Source organism: Caenimonas sp. SL110, assembly GCF_001044395.1.
Lineage (GTDB): Bacteria > Pseudomonadota > Gammaproteobacteria > Burkholderiales > Burkholderiaceae_C > Ramlibacter.
In genome coordinates, this window is the sequence record NZ_JANU01000067.1 from 1 (window position 1) to 19,447 (window position 19,447).

Below are 19,447 nucleotides of genomic sequence, written 5' to 3' on the forward strand. Positions count from 1 at the left end.
CCCCCGCCACCCACGCCCCGACCCCGTATCCTTTCCCCCATGTCCCCCACCACCCGCCGCGTCCTTCAAGCCTTCCTCTACGAAATCGTCGCCATCGCCGTCGTAGGCCCCGCGCTCAGTCTGGCCTTCGACAAGCAGCACGCTTCCACATTCGCACTGGCCGTCGTGCTGTCCACCATTGCCCTGACGTGGAACTATGCATTCAACTGGATGTTCGAGCGCTGGGAGTCGCGGCAAACGGTGCGGGGGCGCTCATTCGCAAGACGGCTCGCACATGGCGCCGGCTTTGAAGGAGGGCTGGTCATCATCCTCATGCCCGTGATGTCGCTCTGGCTGGAGATCTCGATGGTCGAAGCTTTCATTGCCAACCTCGGGCTCCTCGTATTTTTCTTCTTCTACGCGATCGCATTCACCTGGGCATTCGATCGAATTTTCGGAGTGCCTGCGTCAGCGGCTTGAACCGGCGCGAAAGCAGACAATGCTTCGCTGAACCAAGGAGATCCCCATGAGCGCATTCGTTATCTTCGACGTTGAGATTCGTGACCCAGTCCGCTATCAGGAGTTCATGCAAGGGGTCAAGCCCGCACTGGAACAGGCAGGCGCCCGCTACCTTGCGCGAGGCGGCGCACACAAGGTGTACGAGGGCGACTGGGAACCCAGACGCATCGTGATTCTCGAGTTCCCATCCGTCGCTGCGTGGGAGGCGTTCTACGAAGGTCCGGTCTACCAGGGATTGAAGTCGATCCGCGACGAATGCAGTTCGGCACGCCTTGTGTCCGTCGAAGGGCTTGCGTCCTGACTATGAAAGGGACTTCGATGGGTTTTCGTACTTGGGCTTGCCTGATGGCGTGTCTCGTCCTGGCAGGCTGCAGCACGGACCCCGGCAAATGCCCCCATGGGTACAAGCCGCAAGGCGCCCTGTGCGTTCCCAACTTCAAAGCTGCGGGGTAAGCCGGGGCGCCGGGCACGAGACAGGCTCAAGCCGGTTGCAGCTTCGCCTTGCGAATCGCCTGTGAGTACCGATCGATTTCGGCGGTGTAGAAGGCGGCCAACTGGGGCGCCTGCATCGGCGTGGCGAGCGGGACACCGGCCAGCACCTGCAACTGTTGCTGGACCTCCGGGTCGGCCATCGCGGCGAGCACGGCACGCGAGATGGCTTGCTGCATCGCGGCAGGAGCCGTTGCCGGGATGAACAGGCCCGCCCACGAATCCACGGTGGTGAAGCGGGTCATGCTGCGCGACTCGGCAAAGCTCGGCACGTTCGGGAACACCGGCGAGCGGGTGCTGCCCGTCACGGCCAGCGCCTTGGGTTTGCCGGTGGCAACGCGGCGGGCCATGTCGCCGTTGGCAGGCAAGAGCACCAGGTCGATGTGGCCACCGCTCAGGTCCTGCAGCAGGGGCGCGCCGCCCTTGTAGGGCACATGGCTCATCGGCACGCCGGCAGCGTCGGCAAAGGCCTGGCCCGCGAGGTGATAGATGCTGCCCACGCCGACAGAGCCGTAGGTCAGCGGCTTGTCCGGGTTGGCCTTGGCCCAGGCGACCAGCTCGTCCACATTGGCGGCAGGCAGGTCGTGGCGCGCATACAGCGCGAGCTGCGACCGCGACACCATCGCCAGCGGGCGGAAGTCTTCGGGCTTGTAGCGTGCTGACTGCAGTGTGGCAGGCGCCAGGATCAGCTCGGTGGGCGAGCCCAGCACCAGCATGTCGCCCGTGGCCGCGCGTCCCAGCACCTTGGTCACTGCAATGCTGCCGCTGGCTCCCGGCAGGTTCTCGATGATGACGGTGTTGCCCATCTCCTTGCCCATGCGCGGAGCGACGGCGCGGGCGTAAAGATCGGAGACCCCGCCAGCCGGGAAGGGGACCATGATCGTCAGGACCGAAGGGACCGCGGTGTTGGCGGGTGCCTGGGCGCGAGCGACTGTGGCTGCGCCGAGGGCGGCAGCGGCGGCAAGAAGGGTGCGGCGTTTCATGAGAGGGGAACTCCTGGAAGTGAACGGTTGCGGGGTGATGGGTTTCAAGATGGGTTCAACATGGATTCAGGCGGCTAGCGCAAAGCGCCGGCACAGCGCAAGGACGGCGTCTGCCGCACCAGCCGGTGGCGGCTGCCCAGCGACGAGCGCTTGCGCGGTGTCGGCCACGATGCCGGCAATGATGTCGCATTCAGCCTCGGCCATGCCGCGCGTGGTCAGCGCGGATACGCCCAGGCGCAGGCCGTGGGCGTGTTCGAAGTCTGTGTCGCCCGGCACCGGCACCGCGTTGCAGCCGACCTGCAGCAGGTCCAGCGCGCGCACCAGCGGGGCCGCATGCAAGCCGAGCGCGCGCAGGTCCGCGACGACGAAGGGCACATCGGTGCCGCCAGTGAGTTGCGCAATGCCGCGCGCAGACAGCGAAGCGCCCAGCGCACGCGCGTTGCGCAGCACCTGGTCGCTGTACGCGTGATACGCGGGCTGCATCGCTTCGCCGAACGCCACTGCCTTGGCCGCGATGATGTGCATGAGCGGCGTGCCTTGCAGGCCGGGGCACAGCGCTGCGTCCAGTCGTGCGGCCAGCTGCGTGTCGTTGCACAGGATCAGGCCGCCGCGCGGGCCGCGAAAATTCTTGTAGGTGGTGGTGGTGACCACGTCGGCATGCGCAACCGGATTGGGAAAGTGCCCGGTCGCGACCAGCCCCGCGACATGCGCCATGTCCACCATCAGCCGTGCGCCGACCTCGCGCGCAATCGCTGCGAAGCGCTCGAAGTTGATGCTGCGCGGATAGGCCGACGCACCCGCGATGATCAGCCTGGGCTTGTGCCTGCGTGCCAGCGCCAGCACTTCGTCGTAGTCGATGAGGCCCGTGTGCGGATCCACGCCGTAGTGCTGCGCCGTGTACCAGTCACCTGACAACGTGCCTGCCGCGCCGTGGCTGAAATGCCCGCCGGCCTGCAGGTCCATCGACAGCAGGGTGTCGCCGGGCTTTAGCAAGGCCAGCATCGCCGCCTGGTTGGCCTGTGTGCCCGAGTGCGGCTGCACGTTGGCAAAGCGCGCGCCAAACACGTCGCATGCGCGGGCAATGGCCAGCCGCTCCAGTGCATCGACGTTCGCCGAAGCCGCGAGAAAGCGCGCGCCGGGATAGCCTTCAACTGTGGTGTCGGCCAGCACGCTGCCGCTGGCCTCGCGCTGCGCCATGCTGATGTAGTTCTCCGAGGCGACCAGCTCCAGCCGGTCCGACTGGCGCTGCGCCTCCTGCGCAATCAGCAACGCAATTTCGGGGTCGAGCGTCTGCAGCGGCTCGCGCAGCGACTGCGTCATGCAGCCAACGGCAATGCAGGCGCGACGCTCTGCAGCAGGCAGTCGTCGGCCTCGGCCCGCAGCGCACGCCGGTCGCGCTCATGGGCCATCTCGGGCACATCGCGGGTCGCCTGGTTGCTGCAGGGGTTGTAGATGACCGAGAAGATCCAGCGCGACCACGGCGACACGTTGGCGGACGACACGTGCAAGAGGTTGTCTCCGAAGATCAGCAGCGTGCCGCGCGGGCCCTTGGCCGACACCATGCCAAGCTCGTTGACCAGCGAAGTCACTGCCTCGCGCGGCACGGTCCATAGTTCCCACTTCTCGCCGTCCACGCTTTTTTGCAGGGGAATCTCGCGCTTGTGCGAGCCGGGCACGAACATCAGCGGACCATTGAATTCCGTCACGTCGTCCAGGTGGATGTGAAAGTTGAGCGCCAGTGGCTTGGGCACGCCGTCGCGGTTGTGGTGAGTCGCGAAGTCGGTGTGCCACTCGAAGCCGCCTCCGTCGAATCCCGACTTGAGGTTGATCTTGACCTGCTGGGCGTACATGTCTTCGCCAAGAATCTGCCGCGCCGGCTCCAGCATGCGGGGGTGGCTCACCAGGCGTCGATACAGCTCGTTGCGCCGTTGCAGCGACAGGATGTTGCGCACCGTCTGCTTGCCGGCTTCGCGCGGATTCTCGGGCCGCTGCTCGGCCACCATGCCGGGCACTTCGGCGCGCAGCAGATCCACTTCTTCAGGCGTGAACACGCCGGGAATCACGAGAAAGCCGTCTTCGTCGAGGCGGCGCAATTGGTCGTCGGTCAGTCGCATAGGGTCCTTGCTAATCAAATGAGTGGTTGGCCGCGTGGCGTCAGTCACGCACGGGCTGGCCGCGCTGTGCGCACGCGCCCTGCATGCCTGCCAGCGCCATGCGCACCAGTTGGTGCCCGCGAAACAGCACGGCTTCTTTCCAGTCGGCGGTGTCGGGATAGAACTGGCGCCGCAGTGCCTGCTTGATCGGCAGGGCCTGCGGCCCCGTCGGGTCGCCATGCAGGTGCAGCCACTGGTCGGCCCGCAATGCCACGCGGCCGAGCTCGCGCTCGTAGGTTCCGAATTCCAGGGTGCCGAAGGTCACGCGAGCATGCGGCAGTGCCCGCGTCACGCCAAAGTGCGTAGGTCCGTCCGGCACCAGCGGCAACGACTGGCCCCTGCGAATTTCGCTGACGCCGTCGCCCCAGAACTGGCGCACGCGCTGCGCGGCATCGGTGCCGGGTTCGTGGTCGGACATCAGGTCGCCGTGGCCGTAAGGGCCCAGGCCGGTATGGAAGTCGATGCAGGTCACATCGGTGGCCTGGCCGAGGTATTCGCGCATCACCGCATGAAGCGTGCGGTTGGACCAGGTCGGGCCGCTGCCGCCATAGAACAGGCCCTGGGGGTCGATGAACTGGCCGCTCGCCAGTGCCCGGTAGAACGGGACTTCGCCGACCCGCTGGCGGAATCGGGCCAGCACCGCGTCGGCTTCGGCGGCCTCGGGGCCGTCCAGTCGCGAGGGCACGAGCGCATGCGCGATTTCGGCGTAGCCCGGGTTTTCGGGGGGTGGCCGGCTCCAGTCCAGGTAGTTGCGATTGAGGTCGACGTTGTCTTCGTTGACCCGCCGCAGCCATGCAAAGCCGTAGGGATTGATCGCGTGGACGAACAGCACCGCCGTGTCGGCTGCCAGCTGTCGATGCATGCCGGCGCGCAGCCAGTGCACCTGGAAGCCAGAGCCGCAAAAGCCCTCGACCCCGTGCGTGCCTGACAGCACCATCAGCACCTTGCGTGCGCCGGGATCACCCAGCCAGGCGGTGTCGGTGTGCAGGGCTTCGCCGCGCGGGCCGGGTGCCGGACAGGCGTAGTGCCCCACCCGGGCGCCTGCCGCGCTGGCAGCGTGGAGGAAAGCGTCGCGGGCCTGGGCGTAGTCGGCCGAGAAGGCGGATTGAGCGTCTTCGAATAGGTGCATCTGACGGCCAGTGTACGGACGTGCACGCAGTCAATCCTGTCAAAAGAGACCACGCATTGCCTGCTATTGGAGCGATAGATGCCACAATAAGCCGGTTTGATGGACGTTCGTTGCTCACAAAATTTTCTGACCCGATGAAACCTGCAAACGCCTGGTTGGACCGCACCGACCTCAAGATCCTGTCGCTGCTGCAGCAGGACGGCAGGCTGTCGAATGTGGAGCTGGCAGAGCGCGTCGCGCTGTCGCCCACGCCGTGCCTGCGGCGCGTCAAGCGGCTGGAAGAGCACGGCGTGATCGCGTTCTATCGGGCCGAGCTCGACCGCAAGAAGCTGGGCCTGGGCGTCACGGCATTCGTGTGCATCAACATCGCCGACCACGGACCCAAGGCCACCGACCTGTTCCTGTCGAGCGTGGAGGCCATCGACGAAATCGTGACCTGCCATGTGCTGTCGGGCCAGTTCGACTTTTTGCTGGAAGTGGTAACGCCGACACTGAACCACTACGCCTCGGTCATGCTCGACCGGCTGGGCGGCCTGCCCGGTGTGAGCGCGTTGCAAACCAGCTTTGCGCTGCGCACGATCAAAGGCACGCGACGCCTGCCGCTGGCGCACCTGGGCACTTGAGGCAAGTCTGGAGCTCGCGTGCTACTCGGGCGAGGGCCGCGATGAGCGCGCGCTGCAGGCCGTTGGCTATAGTCAGGCCCGCGACCCACACCGGGTCGTACAGGAGCAATAGTGGGTACCAAGAAGTCTGTGGTCGCAGGAGCCATCGTGTCGAAGGCAGGAAGGCCCGGCGCCGGGGCGCCTCAGAAGCAGCAGGCCGAAGCGCCGACCAAGACCCTGACGCAGGAAGCGTATCGGCGTCTCGAGGAGATGATCGTCACGCTCGAACTGGCGCCCGGCGAGGTGGTCTCTGAAGCGATCCTGAGCCGACGGCTTGGCATCGGCACGACACCGATCCGCGAAGCCCTCTTGCAGCTGTCACGGGAGAACCTGGTACAGATCATCCCGCGCAGTGGCGTGGTGGTGACCGCGGTCGATGTGCGCCTGCAGCTGGAAGTGCTGGAAACACGCCGCGAGATCGATCGGTTGCTCGCGCGTGCTTCCGCCAGGCGCGCCACACCTGCGGAACGCCAAAACATCGCCGAACTTGCCGCTGTCACCGAACAGGCGGTCGCAAAGGGCGATGTGCGCGAATTCCTGCGTCACGACGCGGAGCTCAATGTCTGGCTGGGGCGCTCCGCCCGAAACTCAGTCGCCATGGGCATTGCGGGACCGCTGCACTCCGTGTCGCGCCGGTTCTGGTTCTATCACCTCGGCGAGGGCGGGATGTTCGCTGAGACCGCTGGCCTGCACCTGGAGATCATCCGGGCGATCGCTGCCGGGGACCCCGAGAAGGCAGCCGATGCGTCGGACAGGTTGATCGAGCATCTCGTGCAGTTCACCAGGCACACGCTGCCCGGCTCCTGAGCACTCAGTCGCCTGTAGCGCCAAAGGGGGATGCCGCACGGCGTCCCCCTTTTTTTATTCCGGGTTTCCCCTAGTGCGAACGGGACTTGCCGCAGCAGGAAGATCGCCGTACATTAACTGGCATACCAGTTGGATTCCACAAAAACACCAACCACCTACCAACCCCGTCTCACGCAAGGACAACATGACGCAAGTTCTCGAACGCGCAGCCGCGGCGCAGCAATACACCATCCGCCCGCTGGGTGCGGCCCTGGGCGCAGAAGTGCTCGGTCTCGACCTGGCGCAGCCGGTCGGTGACGAACTGATTGCCCGCATGAAGGAGGCGCTGAACCAGCACGGCGTGTTGTGCTTCCGCGATCAGGACCTCAGCGAGCCGCAGCAGATCGCGTTCTCGAAACTCTGGGGTCCGCTGGAAGATTTTCCGGAAGAGAACAAGACCGTTGCGGCCCCTACGGTCTACAACGTTGCCAACGTTTCCGCTGAAGGCGAGCACCTGCCGGACACCGATCACCGCGTGATATTCCAGAAGGTCAATGCTCTTTGGCACACCGACAGTTCGTACCGCTACATCCCTGCATACGCGTCCCTGCTGTACGGCATTGAAGTGCTGCCCGAGAGCGCCGAAGGCGGGCGCACCGGATTCTCCAGCATGGTCGCGGCTTACGAGGCGCTGTCGCCAGAGATGAAGGCCAGGATCGAACCGCTGCACATGGTGCACTCGTACGAACATGGCCGACGCGTGTACGGCAGCCTGCCCCCGCTGTCGAACTTCGAGAAGAACGCTGTGCCGCCCGTCAGCCACCCACTCGTGCGCGTGCACCTCGACGCCCGAGGCCGCCGTTCGCTGTACATCACGGCGAACGCCGGCAACGAGATCAGCGGCATGCCCCTGGAAGAAGGCCAGGCGCTTCACGCCCAGCTGATCGAGCACATCGCACGGCCCGAGTTCTGCTACTTCCACCCGTGGAAGAAGGGCGACCTGGTGGTGTGGGACAACCGCACCACGCTGCACAAGGCGCAGCGCTATGACATGGCGCGCTATCGCCGTGTTTTGCGTCGCACCACCGTCGCGGGCGAAGGCCCGGTGTTCGGTCCTTACTCGCAGGCCGTCAGGGCTGCGGGCTATTGAACGCGCCTGGGACCTACGCAATGCAATTCGACTTCACGGGCCGCTCGGTCCTAGTCACCGGCGGCACCAGCGGGATCGGCCTGGAAGTGGCGCACGCCTTTCGCCGCGCCGGCGCGGCCGTCACCGTGGCGGGCCTGCCTGCCGATGCGGACCACCAGGGCCTGCAGGTCGAGACCCTGGATGTGAGCCACGCAGCTGACGTGGACAGGGTTGTCGGCCGCCTCGACAGGCTCGACGTGCTAGTTAACGCCGCCGGCATGATCCGCCGCGGCGAAGAGCACGACCCGGAAGTGTTCGCCAGGGTGATCGCGGTCAACCTGACCGGCGCGATGCGCGTGGCTACTGCCGCCCGCCCGCTGCTGGAGCAGGCCCGCGGCAGCGTGGTGAACGTCGCCTCCATGCTCAGCTTCTTCGGCGGCGGTCTGGTGCCGGCCTATAGCGCCAGCAAGGGCGGGATCGCGCAGTTGACCAAGAGCCTGGCGATTGCCTGGGCGCCGAAGGGTGTGCGCGTCAATGCAGTGGCGCCCGGCTGGATTGCCACGCCGCTCACCCAGGATCTGCAGGACGACGCCGCGCGCAGTGCGGCCGTGCTGTCGCGCACGCCAATGGGCCGATGGGGTCGCCCCGAAGACCTCTGCGGGCCTGTGATGTTCCTGTGCTCACCCGCCGCCGCCTTCGTGACGGGCGTGGTGTTGCCGGTCGATGGCGGCTACCTCGTTTCCTGATTGTTCCCTTCCCAAGAGAGTTGCCATGACTGACACACCCGATTCGCATGTCCCCTCGCGCGCCGGCGGACTGGACATGTCCAGGATGCCCTACCAGCTGCCATTTCCGAAGGAGGCCGCCGCCGAGGTCGTGGTGCCGTCGGTCCTGCCCGAGGACGAGCGCGTGTGGGTGCCGCAGATGGAGAACGTCTGGTTCCGCCCTTTGCTGCTGAACACGGTCCAGGGCTATTGGGTGAACCTGCTGCGCGTGCGCAAGTCCGGGGTTCTCAGCCGCCATCGGCATCCGGCGCCGGTGCATGGGTACGTTCTGCGAGGCCGGTGGCACTACCTGGAACACGACTGGGTCGCCAGCGAAGGCGGGTATGTGTTCGAACCCCCTGGCGAAACCCACACGCTGGTGGTGCCGGAAGACGTCACCGAGATGATCACGCTGTTTCACATCACGGGCGCAATGATCTACGTCGACCCGTACGGCAAGCAGACCGGCTACGAGGACGTTTTCACCAAGATCGACATGTGCCGCGCGCACTACACGAATTGCGGCCTTGGCGCTGACTTCGTGGACCAGTTCATTCGCTAGCCGCTTTCCCGCAGGCACTCATTCCCACCCACCATCACCGAAAGAGACAGACATGATCCAGAACCAGAACCGCCGCAAGCTGCTCACCGCGATGATCGCCGCCGCTGCGACCGTGCTGCCATCGTTGACCCACGCCGCTGCGTACCCCGATCGACCCATCGAGCTGGTGGTGCCCTTCCAGGCGGGCGGCGGCACGGACGCGCTGGCGCGAGCGTTTGGCAAGGCTTCGCAGAAGCACTTCCCCAAGGGCGTGGTCGTCGTGAACAAGGCCGGCGCCAGCGGCAGCATCGGCTGGCAGCACATGCTCAATGCCAAGCCAGACGGCTACACGCTCGCGGTGGTGACGGTGGAGATGGTCATCCTGCCGCACCTGCAGCTGTTCAACCGCACATACGAAGACGTGACCCCGATCGCGCAGCTCAATGCCGATCCGGCCGCGCTGGTGGTGCGTACCGACTCGCCCATCAACACCGTGGAAGAACTGATGGCCGTCGCCCGCAAGGAGCCCGGCAAGATGAACATGGGCACCTCTGGCAACGGCACCATCTATGACCTTGCCGCGGCCGCCTTCGAGGACAAGACCGGCGTGAAGTTCAACCGGATTCCGTATCAGGGCGCTGCGCCTGCGATCCTGTCGCTGCTCGGCGGCCAGATCGACGCGGTGACCGCGAGCCCCGCAGAAGTTTCCGCGCACGTCGCCTCGGGAAAGCTGAAGATCCTGGCCGTCATGGCGGACAAGCGTCTGGACGAGTTCAAGGCCGTGCCGACGCTCAAGGAAAGAAACATCCCGCTGTCCATCGGCACATGGCGCGGAATCATGGGCCCCGGCAACTTGCCGCCTGAAGTAGTGAGCACGCTCAAGATTGCGGTCGCTGCCATCGCCCGGGAGCCGGAGCTGCAGGCGACTCTCAAGCAGCTGAACCTGGGCTACGTCTACGCAGACGACGCTGGCTTCAAGTCGGTGATGGCCCGTGACAACCAGGTGTTCAAGGAACTCGTTCGCAAGCTGAAAATCACTCCGTGAGGAGCGCGCCGCGTCCAACCTGGTGTCATAGTATTGCCACGTGACATCAAGAAGACCGGAGGCCATCATGAGCAATGCTTTCCCATCGCCCGGCGGTGATCATTCCATGATGTTCGATCCCGGCCGTCACCAGCCATTGAGCGAAACCGCGTGGAACGAGCAAGCCGCGCGCGATGCCATCGCGTGCATCGTGCAAGGCGCCGAAGCCGGCTTTCGCGAAGGCCAGGGATGGCCGGTGCATCCGCTGGACAACAAGAAGCCCGATCCGATGTATGGCCTGTACATCGGCGATTGCGGCGTGATCTGGGCGCTGAAATACCTCGAACGGCGCAAGGCGGCGAAGCTCACGCGTGACTGGCTCGCGCACCTGGCCCAACTGCAGGTGACCGATGAACACGGCTCCTACATGTTTGGGGAGACGCCCATCCGGCTGATGCTTGCGGGCAGCGATGAGCGCCTGGCCGAGCTGATCGTGAGCACCATGCGCCATCCCGCGCGCGAACTGATGTGGGGTGCTCCGGGGACTATGTTGGCGGCGCTTTTCCTGTACCGCCGCACCAGCGATGCACGCTGGGCGCTGCTCTATCGCCAGACCGCCGACGTGTTGTGGTCCCAGCTCGAATGGTCGCAGCAGGAGCAGTGCCATTTCTGGACGCAGGATCTGTACGGCCGGCAGTCGACCTACCTCGATGCGGTGCATGGGTTCGCAGCGACGGCATCGGTCCTGATCAACGGGCGCGACTTGCTGGGTGCCGATGAATGGCAGCAGTGGAGTCAATGCATCGTGCGGACTGTTCGCGCGACCGCCGAGGTCGAAGGCAATATGGCCAATTGGCGTGCGCAATTGCAGTCACCGCGTGGCGCGACCAAGCTCGTGCAGTTCTGTCACGGAGCGCCCGGGTTCGTGATCTGCCTTGCTGGCATGCCCGGGCCTGAACTCGATGACCTGCTGATCGCCGCCGGTGAAACCACCTGGCGCGCGGGTCCGCTGTCCAAGGGCTCCAACCTGTGTCACGGCACGGGCGGCAACGGCTACGCGTTTCTCAAGTTGTACCAGCGCTTGGGCGATCCGCTATGGCTTGAACGCGCGCGTGCCTTTGCGATGCACGGCATCGCGCAGACCATGGCCGACCGCGCCACTCACGATCAATGGCGCCACGGACTGTGGACCGGTGACGTGGGATTTGCGATCTATCTTCTCGACTGCATCGAAGCAACAAGCGCATTTCCGTCGCTCGATGTGTTCGACTGAGCCACCTATTGCTGGAGAAAATCCTTGAAGACTTTCCTGATCCCCCTTGTGCTCGCATTCGCCAGCGCCTCTGCCAGTGCTGCAGCAGGCCCCGGCAAATCCCCCGCAGGCGCAAAGCTCGCGCAGGACAAGCAATGCATGCAATGCCATTCGATCGACAAGGACACCATCGGTCCCTCGTTCAAGAAGATCAAGGCCATCTATCGCAAGGTCAAGAACCCGGAATCGAAACTTATCGACGTGATGCGTCTGGGAAGCGATGCCCACCTCGGGCCGATGTCGGGTACCGCGCGGATGCCCGACGCCAGCGAGCGGCCGCCCATCAGCGACCGGGAAGCAAAGCAGTTGGCTCGCTGGATATTGTCCTGACGGGTTCGAAGCCCGGTTCGCGTACATCCGGAACGACCAGTACATCGGCCGTGCTGTTGGCCAGGACTTTGCGGGTCGCCTCTCGCCCAAACAGATTGGCGAGCAGGCCGCGTGTGCGTGCACCGATGACGACCAGTTCAGCGCCAATGGCGCGTTCCCGCGACAGCACCGTGTCGGCAGCGTGGCCGAACGCAACCATCGGCACGACGCCTGACGATGCTGCGGCGTTCGCGCTGACGTAATCCCGCAATGCGTGCTGCGCCCTTTGCATTGCCGTGAAGCCGCCTGCATCCAGGCCTTCGGGCGGTGAGAGTTTGCGATACGCCTGCGCACTCAGCGCGTAGAGAACCTGCATCTGCGGATCGCGAGAAAACGCCATTGCGGCGGAGATGACATCGGGCGCTTCGGGCAACAGGTCCACCGACACCAGCACGCGCCCATAGCGGCCGGGCTCGCCGGCGCCGTCCAATGCTGCATTGCGCCCTGGCATGGCAGGTCGGCGCACCACCAGCGTGGGAACCCGGTTCAGGCGCATCAGCCTTTCTGCATGCGTGCCGGACATCCACTCGCGAAACCGGCTGGCGCGACGCGGGCCTGTCACCAGCAGTCGCGCTGAATGCGCGGCAGCAATCGCTTTTGCAAGCAGCTCGCCATCGAGCACCTGCGCATGGATGTCGATGCCCAGGCGCTCCTGCACCTGCCTGCCGACCTTGTCGATGGCCTGCTGCGCCTGCACGGCGCTGGCGGACTCTCCCGCGTCGTGCAGCACGCGCATCGATGCACCATGTTCGCGGGCGATGAGCGCGCCACGCCACAGCGCGTTGGCAGACGTGGGCGCCGCATCGGTGACGACCAGGATTTCTCCGAAGGCGGGGCTGCCTGAATCTGCGTGCCCGCTCATAGCGTGTAGTCCCCGCTGGCTTCGGGCTGGAAGAGGACTTCAAGGATTTTTGCGTGAGGCTGCGATCCCGAGGGCGTTTGCCACCGCGCGACTTCGCCTGCTCTCAGGCCGATCAGGCTGGCGCCCAGCGGCGACAGCACGGAGATGAAACCTTCGGCGGGTTCTGCGTCACCCGGATAGCAAAGGGTGACGCGGTAGGGCGGCGTTCCCTGGTCGCCTTGCAGCAGCAGCTGCGTGTACATGGTGACCACGTCGCCAGGCACGGCCTGCGAGTCGACCAGGTCGCTGGTGTCGAGCACGGTGAGGACCGCCTCGGGTGCGCCGCTCTTGAACTGCGAAGCAAGGCGCGTCAAACGCACATAGTCGAGCTGTGTGAGCGTGCGCTCGGTGATTGATCTGGAATTCATGAACACCTCCTGGATGGTCGAACGTCATCGGGCTGCAAGGCAGCCACGGCCGGGGCGCTGGGGGTGCCCGACGATCGTTGTGCGCTAAAGGGGAGGAGGGGGAATCGCCGGGCTCAGGAAAGTGCTTGCAGTTGCGGATAGGCATCCGCACTCGCTCGCAGGTCGACTGGGTAGTTGGCGTGGTTCACGCGGTCAAGTCTAAGCGCCAGGCGTGTCCACACCAAACTTCGCGCGCCTATGCCCTTGCGATCCTTGCCAGAATTGCTTGCGCGCAGCTGTCACCAAGGTCTCCAGCCTCATCGGCTGGGTTAAGCTCGTTTCAACCCGACATGTCCGATGAAGCACTACTGATCATTTTGTTGCTGCTGCCCTTCGCAGGCAGCATCGCCGCAGTCGCCCTTTCATCGAGGGCGCGAGATGCCGCGGCATGGGCAGCGGCCGTGTCGTCGCTGGCTGCATTTGCGTTGGGTGCGAGCTTCTACCCACGGATGAGCTCGGGCGATGTCGTGCGATTGAAGGTCGCATGGGTGCCCGCTGCGGGCCTGGACTTCACGCTGCGCATGGACGGCTTCGCGTGGATGTTCTGCCTGCTGGTGACGGGCGTCGGATTCCTGGTCGTGCTGTACGCCCGCTACTACATGTCGCCCAAGGATCCGGTCGCGCGCTTCTTCGCGTTCTTTCTTGCGTTCATGGGGTCCATGCTCGGCGTGCTGCTGTCGGGCAATCTGTTCCAGCTGGTTTTTTTCTGGGAGCTGACGAGCGTTTTCTCGTTCCTGCTGATCGGCTACTGGTATCACAACCCGGCCGCACGCGACGGCGCGCGCATGGCCCTGATCACCACATCCGCAGGCGGCCTGTGCCTGCTGGGCGGTGTGCTGGTCATCGGCCACATCGTGGGCAGCTACGACCTCGATGCGGTGCTGCAGGCCGGCGACCGCATCCGCGCGCATGCGCTCTATGTGCCGGCGCTGTTGCTGGTAGCGGGCGGTGCGTTGACCAAGTCCGCGCAGTTTCCGTTTCACTTCTGGTTGCCGCACGCCATGGCTGCGCCGACGCCCGTGTCGGCCTACCTGCATTCGGCGGCGATGGTCAAGCTGGGCGTGTTCCTGCTGATTCGCCTGTGGCCGGTGCTGGCGGGCACCGATGCATGGATGTGGGTGATCGGCAGCGCAGGGCTGGTGACGCTTCTGTTCGGCGCGTATGTCGCGATCTTCCAGCACGACCTCAAAGGCCTGCTCGCGTATTCGACCATCAGCCACCTGGGTCTTGCCACGGCGCTGCTCGGGCTCAACAGTCCGCTGGCGCTGGTGGCCGCCGTGTTCCATGTGATGAACCACGCGACGTTCAAGGCCTCGCTTTTCATGGCAGCGGGCATCATCGATCACGAATCGGGCACGCGCGACATCCGGCGGCTGTCGGGCCTTTTTCGCTTCATGCCGATCACCGCGACGCTCGCGATGGTTGCTGCGGCAGCGATGGCGGGCGTGCCGCTGCTCAACGGCTTTCTGTCCAAGGAAATGTTCTTCTCCGAATCGCTGGTCGTGGACGGACCGGTGCAGGCGCTCAATCGCGCCCTGCCAGTCATCGCCACGATCTGGGGCATGTTCAGCGTGGCGTATTCGCTGCGGCTCATCCATGGCGTGTTCTTCGGGCCTGCGCCAGTCGACCTGCCAAAGGTGCCCCATGAGCCGCCCCGTTGGATGCGCGTTCCCATCGAGTTCCTGGTGTTCGCCTGCCTCGTGGTGGGCATGTTGCCCGCACTCACCATCGGCCCAATCCTGGAGATCGCCGTTCGCGCTGTGCTGGGCGCGCAGGTGCCTGCGTACAGCCTGGCCGTGTGGCACGGCTTCACCATTCCCCTCCTGATGAGCATGGTCGCCCTGCTTGGCGGTGCGGTGCTCTACCGTCTGCTGCAACGCCATCTCGCGCGCGGGGTCGAAGGTGCGCCGCTGTTGCCCGCGATACAGGGCCGCGTCGTGTTCGACAGCATCCTGGCCGCCCTGACATGGCGATGGGCCCGGGCGTTCGAGAAACTCATAGCCACGCGACGGCTGCAGCCGCAGCTGGGCCTGCTGCTCGTATTTGCACTGGCTGCGGGGCTCTGGCCGGTATGGACGCGGGGGTTGCATTTCGGGGCGCTGCCGCCCACACCGGTGGACACGGCATTCCTGGCCATGTGGGTGGTCGGCATGGCGTGCGCGCTGGGGGCTGCATGGCAGGCCAAGTTTCACCGGCTGGTGGCGCTGGTGCTGTCGGGCGGGGCAGGGCTGGTGGTGTGTTTGACCTTCGTGTGGCTGTCTGCGCCCGACCTTGCATTGACCCAGTTGCTGGTCGAGATCGTCACCACGATCTTGCTGCTGCTTGGGTTGCGCTGGCTGCCGCAGCGCATGGCGGTGGTCAGGACGGCCGCGTCCACCTTGTCCGTGCTGCCGCGCCGGGCACGCGACCTGGCCCTGGCGATTGCCACGGGCAGCGGGCTGGGTCTGATCGCCTACGCCGTCATGACACGTCCTTTGCCTGATGGCACGGTGTCGCGATATTTCCTGGAGAAAGCGTGGGACCTGGGCGGCGGCCTGAACGTGGTCAACGTGATCATCGTGGACTTCCGGGGCTTCGATACGCTGGGCGAAATCGCTGTGCTGTGCGTGGTCGCGATCACGGTCTATTCGCTGCTGCGGCGCTTTCGTCCCGCACCGGAGAGCACAGCGCCGCTCGCACAACGCATCGGCCAGACCACCACCACCAAGCGCGAAGACCTTGCGATTCCCGCCTTCATCATGCGGTGGATGTTTCCGGCCATCAGCGTGCTGGCGTTCTACCTGCTGCTGCGTGGCCACAACCTGCCGGGCGGCGGCTTTGCGGCCGGCATCACGATGACGGCGGGCATCATCCTGCAATACATGGCGGGCGGCACGCGCTGGGCCGAAGCGCGGCTTCCGATCCGTCCGCTCAGCTGGATGATGACGGGGCTCTTGCTCGCGGTCGGCAGTGGGGTGGGTTCGTGGGTCGCGGGTTACCCGTTCCTCACCTCGCACCTGTTTCATTTCAGCTTGCCGCTCTTGGGCGAGCTTCACCTGCCCAGCGCATTCTTCTTTGATGTGGGCGTGTTCTTCCTGGTGGTGGGTGCGTCGGCCATGCTGCTCACCGCGCTGGGTCACCAGTCGACGCGGGCGCACCGCACGGCCGGCAACAGTGGGGGCAGGGCCTGATGGAAATCATCGTCGCGCTCGGTATCGCCGTGCTCGCCGGATCGGGCGTGTGGCTGATCCTGCGTCCGCGCACCTTCCAGGTGATCGTGGGCATGTCGCTGCTGTCGTATGCGGTCAACCTGTTCATCTTCGTGATGGGCTGGGTGCGCGGTGGTGCGGCGCCTTTCGTGAAGATCGGGCAGGCAGCCGACCCCGCCAAATTCGCGGACCCGTTGCCGCAGGCGCTGGTGCTCACGGCCATCGTCATCGCGTTTGCGACGACAGCGCTGCTGCTGGTCGTGTTGCTGGCGGCGCGCGGGCTCACCGGCACCGATCATGTCGACGGGCGGGAGCCTGAAGAATGACCGAGCTGGCATCCCACCTCATTCTCTTGCCGATCATCGTGCCGCTGCTGGCGGGCGCGATGCTGCTGGTCGTCGACGAGCCGCGTCACGCCTTCAAGGCCACGATCAGCGTGGCCGCCGCAGTGCTCACGCTGCTCATCGCCGTGGCACTCGTGGTGCGCGCGGGCAGCCCGGTGACGCACGTCTATTCGCTGGGTGCGTGGGCTGCGCCCATGGGCATCGTGCTGGTTGCCGATCGGCTGGCCACGCTCATGGTGCTGCTCACGGCGGTGCTCGGTCTGGCTGCACTGCTGTTCGCGCTGGCGCGCTGGCACCGGGCAGGGCCGCAGTTCCATTCGCTGTTCCAGTTCCTGCTGGCGGGGCTCAACGGTGCGTTCCTCACCGGCGACCTGTTCAACCTGTTCGTGTTTTTCGAGTTGCTGCTGGCGGCGTCCTACGGCCTGGCCCTGCACGGCAGCGGAACACCCCGCGTGCGCGCAAGCCTGCATTACATCGTCATCAATCTCGCGGCGTCGTTGCTGTTTCTTGTGGGCGTGAGCCTGTTGTACGGCATCGCGGGCACGCTCAACATGGCCGACCTCGCGATGCGGCTGCCCAAGCTGGTCGATGGGGACCGCGTGCTGCTGGAGATCGGGGCAGCGACCCTGGCCGTCGCGTTCCTGGTGAAGGCGGGCATGTGGCCGCTGGGCTTCTGGCTGCCTGCGACCTACACGTCGAGCAGCGCGCCGGTCGCTGCGCTCTTTTGCATCCTGAGCAAGGTCGGCATCTACGCGCTGATCCGCGTGTGGTTCGTGGTGTTCGGCGGCGCGACCGGCGCTGAATTGCTCGCGTACGGGGGCATGGCGACGCTGGTGTTCGGCATGGTGGGCATGCTGGGCTCGCAGGACCTGGGGCGCATCGCGAGCTTCAGCCTGGTGGTGTCGTCGGGCACGCTGCTGGCCACGATCGGCGTCGGCGGGCCCGAGGTGATCGGCCCCGCGTTCTTCTATCTCGTGACCTCGACGCTGGGCACCGCTGCATTGTTCCTGCTGGTCGAATTGATCGAGCGTTCGCGTGTGCCGGGCGCCAACCTGCTGGCCGTGACCGCAGAGGCATTCCGCGTCGATGACGAGGATGCGCAGCCCGAAGAACTGGTGGGCGTGTTGATCCCCGCGACGATGGCGGTCCTCGGGCTGGCCTTTGCCTTCACAAGTTTGCTGATCGCGGGCTTGCCACCGTTGCCCGGTTTCGTGGCCAAGTTCTCGATGATGGGCAAGGTGCTGTCCGCACCCGTGGTGTCGAGCGGGTCGTGGCTGGTGCTGGGACTGGTGGTGCTGTCGGGCCTTGCCGCCATCGTTGCCCTGGCACGCGCGGGCGTGCGCATCTTCTGGGCCGACACCTCGCGCATCGCACCCCGCGTGCGGCTGGTTGAAATCCTGCCGGTGGCAGGGCTGATTGCACTGTCCCTCATGCTCACCATCCTTGCGGGACCGGTCATGAATTTCATGCAAGCGGCGGGCGGCTCGCTGCACCCGGCCGACACCTATATCCGCGAGGTTCTCAAGCCATGAAGCGCATGGTTCCTCACCCCTTGCTCACGCTGGGACTCGCGGCGATGTGGCTGGTGCTCAACGACAGCCTGGACATCGCGCACATCGTGCTGGGCCTGCTGATGGGCGTGGCGAGCGGCGCAGTCTATGAGCGGCTTGAGCCTTCGCAGCCGGGACTGCGCCGGGGGTTCGTCCTGCCGGCTTTGAAGCTCGCGTTCGTCGTGGCGGTGGACATCGTCAGCTCCAACATGGCGGTGCTGCGCATCGTGCTGGGCCTGCGTCGCAGACCGCGCGTCGCGGGCTTTCTGGCGATACCGCTGGAACTGCGCGATGCGAGAGGGCTGGCGATGCTGGCAGGCATCGTCACTGCGACACCCGGCACCGCCTGGGCCCATCACGAAGCGGCGACCAATGTGCTGACCCTGCATGTGCTCGACCTGTCGGGCGAAGAGCAAGCCGTGCGCGAGTTCAAGCAGCGTTACGAGCGCCCATTGCTGGAGATGTTCGAATGAGTGGCAATTTTCTCGACACGGCCGCCTTCATCGCGCAGGTGATTCTGGGACTGGCGATTGTGTGCGCGGCGGTTCGGCTGATGCTGGGTCCGCGCGCGCAGGACCGGGTGCTGGCGGTGGACACGCTTTATGTGAACGCGATGCTGCTTGTGCTCACCCACGGCCTGCGCACCGGCAACCCGAATGTGTTCGAAGCCGCGCTGGTGATTGCGGTACTGGGTTTTGTCGCGACCACCGCGATGGCGAAGTTCCTGCTGCGCGGCGAGGTGATCGAATGAACACCGTCACAGGCATCCTGCTGATCGCCGGTGCGCTGCTCGCGCTGGCCGGCTCGGTCGGTCTGCTCACGATGCGCACCTTCTACGAGCGGGTTCACCCGCCGACGATGGGCGCGACGCTGGGCGCGGCCCTGGTGATTGCCGCGTGCATCGTTCACTTCAGCGATGTGCAGGGTCGGCTTGTGCTGCACCACATCCTGATCGGGCTGTTCCTGCTGGTGACCACGCCGGTCACCTTCATGATGCTGGTGCGGGCGGCGCTTTATCGCGATGCGGCTGAGGGGCAGGACCATCTGGCTTCGCGCGTTGAGCCGGTCACTCCATCGGCGCCTGACGCCCGATGATGACGATTCGAGCCCCCAATGACAATTTCAATGGCTGTCATTGCGGACTTGATCCGCAATCCATCTTTGATCCAGCGCGGTCGCCGCTTCGCGGTGGATGCCGGATCGAGTCCGGCATGACAG

The 19,447-nt window shown here is 65.3% G+C and carries 22 protein-coding genes; 16 read left to right on the plus strand and 6 right to left on the minus strand.

What is annotated here, in order from left to right; genetic code table 11:
• The first annotated feature begins 39 nt into the window (after positions 1-39).
• The gene (locus AQ12_RS21225; protein WP_082151728.1) at positions 40-459 is read left to right on the plus strand and encodes a PACE efflux transporter; all 420 of its coding nucleotides are present in this window, start codon (positions 40-42) and stop codon (positions 457-459) included.
• A gap of 46 nt (positions 460-505) precedes the next feature.
• Positions 506-799 (plus strand): DUF1330 domain-containing protein, encoded by a 294-nt coding sequence (locus tag AQ12_RS21230; protein ID WP_048441983.1) that lies wholly within the window; start codon positions 506-508, stop codon positions 797-799.
• Positions 800-977: 178 nt separating this feature from the next.
• On the opposite strand, the gene AQ12_RS21235 is transcribed toward AQ12_RS21230, so the two are convergent.
• The 4 genes from AQ12_RS21235 to AQ12_RS21250 all read right to left on the minus strand — a co-directional run bounded on the left by AQ12_RS21235 (position 978) and on the right by AQ12_RS21250 (position 5,252).
• Entirely contained in the window at positions 978-1,970 is a 993-nt protein-coding gene (locus AQ12_RS21235; RefSeq protein WP_048441984.1) for a tripartite tricarboxylate transporter substrate binding protein, read from the minus strand.
• 66 nt (positions 1,971-2,036) lie between these two features.
• Positions 2,037-3,290: a serine hydroxymethyltransferase gene (gene glyA / locus AQ12_RS21240; RefSeq protein ID WP_048441985.1), complete on the minus strand. Its 1,254-nt coding sequence runs from the start codon at positions 3,288-3,290 to the stop codon at positions 2,037-2,039.
• The gene (locus tag AQ12_RS21245) at positions 3,287-4,084 is read right to left on the minus strand and encodes a phytanoyl-CoA dioxygenase family protein (protein WP_048441986.1); all 798 of its coding nucleotides are present in this window, start codon (positions 4,082-4,084) and stop codon (positions 3,287-3,289) included. Before AQ12_RS21245 ends, glyA begins: the two co-directional genes overlap by 4 nt.
• A 40-nt stretch (positions 4,085-4,124) precedes the next feature.
• Positions 4,125-5,252 (minus strand): M14 family metallopeptidase, encoded by a 1,128-nt coding sequence (locus AQ12_RS21250; RefSeq protein WP_048441987.1) that lies wholly within the window; start codon positions 5,250-5,252, stop codon positions 4,125-4,127.
• A gap of 134 nt (positions 5,253-5,386) precedes the next feature.
• On the opposite strand from AQ12_RS21250, the gene AQ12_RS21255 reads away from it, so the two are divergent.
• The 8 genes from AQ12_RS21255 (at position 5,387) to AQ12_RS21290 (ending at position 11,800) form a co-directional block, all read left to right on the plus strand.
• Positions 5,387-5,875: an Lrp/AsnC family transcriptional regulator gene (locus AQ12_RS21255; protein ID WP_048441988.1), complete on the plus strand. Its 489-nt coding sequence runs from the start codon at positions 5,387-5,389 to the stop codon at positions 5,873-5,875.
• A 111-nt stretch (positions 5,876-5,986) separates the two neighbouring features.
• Positions 5,987-6,721, plus strand: a complete 735-nt coding sequence (locus AQ12_RS21260; protein ID WP_053076843.1) for a GntR family transcriptional regulator — start codon at positions 5,987-5,989, stop codon at positions 6,719-6,721.
• A 184-nt stretch (positions 6,722-6,905) separates the two neighbouring features.
• Entirely contained in the window at positions 6,906-7,850 is a 945-nt protein-coding gene (locus tag AQ12_RS21265) for a TauD/TfdA family dioxygenase (protein ID WP_053076844.1), read from the plus strand.
• 20 nt (positions 7,851-7,870) lie between these two features.
• Complete coding sequence (locus tag AQ12_RS21270) at positions 7,871-8,575, plus strand: SDR family NAD(P)-dependent oxidoreductase (RefSeq protein ID WP_048441989.1); 705 nt, start codon at positions 7,871-7,873, stop codon at positions 8,573-8,575.
• A 76-nt stretch (positions 8,576-8,651) separates the two neighbouring features.
• On the plus strand, positions 8,652-9,155 hold the full coding sequence (locus AQ12_RS21275) for a 2,4'-dihydroxyacetophenone dioxygenase family protein (RefSeq protein WP_048442003.1): 504 nt from the start codon (positions 8,652-8,654) through the stop codon (positions 9,153-9,155).
• 52 nt (positions 9,156-9,207) lie between these two features.
• A complete protein-coding gene (locus tag AQ12_RS21280; RefSeq protein ID WP_048441990.1) occupies positions 9,208-10,179 on the plus strand; it encodes a tripartite tricarboxylate transporter substrate binding protein in 972 nt (323 codons plus the stop codon).
• Positions 10,180-10,246: 67 nt separating this feature from the next.
• Positions 10,247-11,431 carry a LanC-like protein gene (locus AQ12_RS21285; RefSeq protein WP_053076845.1) on the plus strand — a complete coding sequence of 395 codons (1,185 nt, stop codon included), beginning with the start codon at positions 10,247-10,249 and terminating at the stop codon, positions 11,429-11,431.
• Positions 11,432-11,455: 24 nt separating this feature from the next.
• A complete protein-coding gene (locus tag AQ12_RS21290) occupies positions 11,456-11,800 on the plus strand; it encodes a c-type cytochrome (RefSeq protein WP_048441991.1) in 345 nt (114 codons plus the stop codon).
• Here the strand turns inward: AQ12_RS21290 and AQ12_RS21295 are convergent.
• Positions 11,754-12,701, minus strand: a complete 948-nt coding sequence (locus AQ12_RS21295) for a universal stress protein (protein ID WP_048441992.1) — start codon at positions 12,699-12,701, stop codon at positions 11,754-11,756. The genes AQ12_RS21290 and AQ12_RS21295 overlap by 47 nt on opposite strands.
• Positions 12,698-13,108 (minus strand): GreA/GreB family elongation factor, encoded by a 411-nt coding sequence (locus AQ12_RS21300; RefSeq protein WP_048441993.1) that lies wholly within the window; start codon positions 13,106-13,108, stop codon positions 12,698-12,700. Before AQ12_RS21300 ends, AQ12_RS21295 begins: the two co-directional genes overlap by 4 nt.
• Before the next feature lie 329 nt (positions 13,109-13,437).
• On the opposite strand from AQ12_RS21300, the gene AQ12_RS21305 reads away from it, so the two are divergent.
• Genes AQ12_RS21305 through mnhG form a run of 6 tightly spaced genes read left to right on the plus strand, consistent with a single transcriptional unit; the run spans position 13,438 to position 19,324 of the window.
• Positions 13,438-16,317 carry a monovalent cation/H+ antiporter subunit A gene (locus AQ12_RS21305; RefSeq protein ID WP_048441994.1) on the plus strand — a complete coding sequence of 960 codons (2,880 nt, stop codon included), beginning with the start codon at positions 13,438-13,440 and terminating at the stop codon, positions 16,315-16,317.
• Positions 16,317-16,661 (plus strand): Na+/H+ antiporter subunit C, encoded by a 345-nt coding sequence (locus AQ12_RS21310; RefSeq protein WP_048441995.1) that lies wholly within the window; start codon positions 16,317-16,319, stop codon positions 16,659-16,661. Before AQ12_RS21305 ends, AQ12_RS21310 begins: the two co-directional genes overlap by 1 nt.
• On the plus strand, positions 16,658-18,211 hold the full coding sequence (locus tag AQ12_RS21315) for a monovalent cation/H+ antiporter subunit D (protein WP_048441996.1): 1,554 nt from the start codon (positions 16,658-16,660) through the stop codon (positions 18,209-18,211). Before AQ12_RS21310 ends, AQ12_RS21315 begins: the two co-directional genes overlap by 4 nt.
• On the plus strand, positions 18,208-18,702 hold the full coding sequence (locus tag AQ12_RS21320; RefSeq protein ID WP_048441997.1) for a Na+/H+ antiporter subunit E: 495 nt from the start codon (positions 18,208-18,210) through the stop codon (positions 18,700-18,702). The genes AQ12_RS21315 and AQ12_RS21320 overlap by 4 nt, the downstream gene beginning before the upstream one ends.
• Positions 18,699-18,980, plus strand: coding sequence for a K+/H+ antiporter subunit F (locus AQ12_RS21325; RefSeq protein WP_048441998.1), 282 nt, complete (start codon positions 18,699-18,701; stop codon positions 18,978-18,980). The genes AQ12_RS21320 and AQ12_RS21325 overlap by 4 nt, the downstream gene beginning before the upstream one ends.
• Positions 18,977-19,324, plus strand: coding sequence for a monovalent cation/H(+) antiporter subunit G (gene mnhG, locus AQ12_RS21330; RefSeq protein WP_048441999.1), 348 nt, complete (start codon positions 18,977-18,979; stop codon positions 19,322-19,324). Before AQ12_RS21325 ends, mnhG begins: the two co-directional genes overlap by 4 nt.
• Positions 19,325-19,447: the final 123 nt, after the last annotated feature.